This window comes from Acetobacter okinawensis JCM 25146, from assembly GCF_000613865.1.
Lineage (GTDB): Bacteria > Pseudomonadota > Alphaproteobacteria > Acetobacterales > Acetobacteraceae > Acetobacter > Acetobacter okinawensis.
In genome coordinates, this window is record NZ_BAJU01000086.1 from 1 (window position 1) to 3481 (window position 3481).

Annotated in this window: 5 protein-coding genes and 1 pseudogene; 5 read left to right on the forward strand and 1 reads right to left on the reverse strand. The window is 61.4% G+C overall.

Going from position 1 to position 3481, the window contains the following annotated elements; translation table 11 throughout:
* Nucleotides 1-678, reverse strand: a complete 678-nt coding sequence (locus tag JCM25146_RS15525) for a DUF2726 domain-containing protein (RefSeq protein WP_025829178.1) — start codon at nucleotides 676-678, stop codon at nucleotides 1-3.
* 128 nt (nucleotides 679-806) lie between these two features.
* Here JCM25146_RS15525 and JCM25146_RS15530 point away from each other — a divergent pair, with 128 nt between their 5' ends.
* The 5 genes and pseudogenes from JCM25146_RS15530 to JCM25146_RS24340 form a co-directional block, all read left to right on the forward strand.
* Complete coding sequence (locus JCM25146_RS15530) at nucleotides 807-1016, forward strand: hypothetical protein (RefSeq protein ID WP_035372889.1); 210 nt, start codon at nucleotides 807-809, stop codon at nucleotides 1014-1016.
* A gap of 101 nt (nucleotides 1017-1117) precedes the next feature.
* On the forward strand, nucleotides 1118-1441 hold the full coding sequence (locus JCM25146_RS15535; protein WP_025829182.1) for a type II toxin-antitoxin system HigB family toxin: 324 nt from the start codon (nucleotides 1118-1120) through the stop codon (nucleotides 1439-1441).
* Nucleotides 1431-1811, forward strand: a complete 381-nt coding sequence (locus tag JCM25146_RS15540; protein ID WP_025829183.1) for a helix-turn-helix domain-containing protein — start codon at nucleotides 1431-1433, stop codon at nucleotides 1809-1811. Before JCM25146_RS15535 ends, JCM25146_RS15540 begins: the two co-directional genes overlap by 11 nt.
* 14 nt (nucleotides 1812-1825) lie before the next feature.
* Nucleotides 1826-2619 (forward strand): annotated as a pseudogene (locus tag JCM25146_RS24335) (recombinase family protein); the annotation flags it as partial.
* 12 nt (nucleotides 2620-2631) lie between these two features.
* On the forward strand, nucleotides 2632-3481 hold an 850-nt coding region (locus JCM25146_RS24340), incomplete at its 3' end, for a zinc ribbon domain-containing protein (protein ID WP_369347536.1).

The window sequence follows — 3481 nt, forward strand, 5'->3', positions numbered from 1 at the left end:
TTAGCCTGTTCTTGTTTCTGTTTCCAGTATTCCCACTTTCTCCGAAAGTGCGACAAAGATATCGGGCTTGCCCATTCTTTCGGGAATTTCGAGCAGCGGGATACCCGCCTTCTGCAAGGCCAGACGCTTGACCTCCATACGAGCGTCAGCATCGCCAGACAGGTCGTGGCCCGAACCATTATACTCGACCACCAGAACCGGCTGCCCACGACGATTGATCAGAAGGAAATCCACGCGCTTGCCGCTGTAAGAATTGAACGCCCGCTTCTGACGCGGATCATCCGGGGCATACGGCGTTTTAATGAAACCACCCATCGCAACCTCGAAAGCGAAACGCCAGTCGGGCCGCATATCCTTGATCCACTCGTCGATCGCATAGAGCACGCGTACAGCTTCCCGATTGACAGGAGGAACGGCCTTCAGACTGCATTCACCAACGAAGCGCAACTGGTTCTGCGGATCGGACAGGTCATTCTCCTGGCGGAATTGCCGGCGCTGCTCGTCTTCATGCTGCCTATCCGCAGCCTGTTTGTTGAGCGTCGCAATCTGTCGACGAAGCGTCTCGATCTGACCGGCAGCCTGTCGTTCGGACTGCACAAAGGCCTCTTTCGCACGACGATCCCGAATATAGAATCCGATGGCATATCCAATCGCCAGAAGAATGATCACCTTTTCCACGACCAATAAGCCTCCCTTTACTGCGCGATCACCGCCGATTACCGCATGGGGTGCCGCATGCTCTTCTCAAATCCCCTTGTCCTGTCCTTCATCGTTCCTGTCGCCCCATGACCAGGAAGGTGGACAGGATGGCACGCAAACCTGACAGGATCAGGATTGAGGTATTCGGCCCCGCCAGTGAGGCGGAAACCGCCGAAGATGCGTTCCGCCCGTCCGATGAAGCCATCCGGTCCCTCGCCCGCCTGATCGGGCGACAAATGGCCCGCGAGCAGTTCGAGCGCACCCGTGCGCTGGAATGGAAACAGGCCCGGCAGAACCGATCCGGCCCCATGCGGTAGCTTCCCCTCCCCGGCTGCATTTCCCCCGGCGAAAGACCACTCGCCGGGCTGTCGTGTATTTTTCTTGTGACCATTATGGTCCCGTGATATAAGGTCAGTCAATGAGGATCATCGCCCGTCGCACGCTGAGAGAGTTCGTCGACAGCCTGGCGGGCCAGAAGGACCAGCCGGCCGTCAAGGCGGCGCTGGACGCCTGGTTCGCCGAAGTCGGCAGGGCTGCGTGGACGAGCACCGCCGATGTGAAGCGGCTCTACGCCACGGCGAGCATCGTCAGCGCCGAGCGGATCGTCTTCAACATCAAGGGCAACGCCTATCGCCTGGTCGTGTCGGTCGATTTCGAGAAAAGCATCGTCTGGATCAAATGGATCGGCACGCACAGAGCGTATGACAGGATCGACGTGACGGAGGTGGAACATGACGGCTGACCTGAAGCCTATCCGCAACGAGGCGGATTATGACGCGGCGCTGGAAGAAGTCGGGCGCCTGTGGGGTGCGAAGAGCGGCACGCCGAACGGCGACCGTCTCGACGTGCTGGCCACCCTGATCGACGCCTACGAAGCGAAGCACCATCCAATCGACCCGCCCGATCCGGTCGAGGCCATCCGCTTCCGCATGGAGCAGCAGGGCCTCACCCGCAAGGATCTGGAGCCGATGATCGGCCCGCGCAACCGGGTGGCCGACGTACTGAACCGCAAGCGGGGCCTGTCGATCGACATGATCCGCCAGTTGCATGACGGCCTCGGCATCTCGGCCGAGGTGCTGATCCGGCCAAGCCGGATGGACAAGGTCGCCTGATAGAAAGCACCGCCATGACCCGCGTCGCCCTGTATGCCCGCTACTCGTCCGACAACCAGCGTGAGGCGTCGATCGACGATCAGTTCCGCATCTGCCGCGAACACGCAAAACGCGAGAAGTGGAAGGTCATTGGTGCCTATAAGGACGCGGGCATCTCCGGCGCCAGCATGATCCTGCGCCCTGGCATCCAGACCCTGTTGCAGGATGCTCAGGCCGGGCACTTCGACATCGTGCTGGCCGAAGCACTGGACCGCATCTCGCGCGACCAGGCCGACGTCGCCACCCTGTTCAAACACCTGAAATTCGCCAGTGTGCCGATCGTCACCCTGGCCGAAGGTGAGATCAGCGAACTGCATGTCGGCCTTAAGGGTACGATGAACGCCCTGTTCCTGAAAGACCTCGCCGCCAAAACCCATCGCGGCCTGCGCGGCCGGGTCGAGGACGGCAAATCCGGTGGCGGGCTGTGCTACGGCTATCGCGTCGTCCGCCAGTTCGACGCAAAGGGCGAACAGATCCGGGGCGATCGCGAGATCGACGCCCACCAGGCGGAGATCGTCCGCCGCATCTTCCGCGACTTTGCGGCCGGCATTGGTCCGCGCGCCATCGCAAAAACCCTCAACGATCAGGCATCGGCGGCCCCGAGGGCAAGCTGTGGAGCGATACCACCATCCGGGGTCACGTGAAGCGCGGCACCGGCATCATCAACAACGAACTGTATATCGGCCGCCTGGTCTGGAACCGACAGCGCTATGTCAAAGACCCGTCGACCGGCAAGCGCGTCTCACGCCTCAACCCGGAATCAGAATGGGTGGTAACAGACGTGCCCGAATTGCGGATCGTCGACGACGCATTGTGGCAGGAAACAAAGGTCCGACAGAGCCAGATCGCCGAGAAATACGTCAACGTCACCGAGGCTGTTCGCGCCCACCACAAGCGCAACCGGCTCAACGGCACCCGTCGTCCGAAATCCCTGCTCTCGGGTCTGCTGTTCTGCGGCCTGTGTGGCGGTCCCTATACGCTGCGTGGCTCTGACCGTTTCGCCTGTTCAGGCCATGTCACCAACGGCTCCTGCACCAACAGCCGGACGATCCCCCGTCCCGATCTCGAGCGCCGCGTGCTCTTCGGACTGAAGGACCGGATGATGGCACCGGAGATCGCGGCCGAGGCCATGCGTGCCTATGCCGAGGAGACCAACCGCCTCAACCGTGAGCGCCGCTCCAATACCGATGTCTGGCAGCTCGAACAGGTGAAGGTCGAGAAACAGATCCGGGGCATCATCGAAGCCATCAAGGAAGGGATGTTCCATCCCAGCATGAAGGCGGAGATGGACGCGCTCGAAGCCCGCAAAGCCGAACTGGCAGTCCTGCTGTCCGACGTCCCCGATGACGTACCGGACCTGTTGCCGAGTGCGTCAGCCATCTATGCCCGCAAGGTCGGCCGCCTGACCGATGCCCTCAACCGTCCCGAGGAACGGCTTGAAGCCGCCGAGGCGCTGCGGGCTCTGATCGAGAAGGTCGTGCTCACTCCCGGCCCGAACCGGGGCGAGATCGACGCGATGCTGTATGGAGAACTGGGCACAATCCTGACCTGGATCGAGCGGCAAGCCATTGGAAAGGCTGAAAAAAGAAACACTCCCGGAGCTGGGCTCACGGGAGTGTCGGTATCAGTGG

Bases quoted from the DNA above. Each gene is read 5' to 3' on its own strand.
- JCM25146_RS15540 (WP_025829183.1), top strand. From the start codon at position 1,431: ATGACGGCTGACCTGAAGCCTATCCGCAACGAGGCGGATTATGACGCG.
- JCM25146_RS15535 (WP_025829182.1), top strand. From the start codon at position 1,118: ATGAGGATCATCGCCCGTCGCACGCTGAGAGAGTTCGTCGACAGCCTG.
- JCM25146_RS15530 (WP_035372889.1), top strand. From the start codon at position 807: ATGGCACGCAAACCTGACAGGATCAGGATTGAGGTATTCGGCCCCGCC.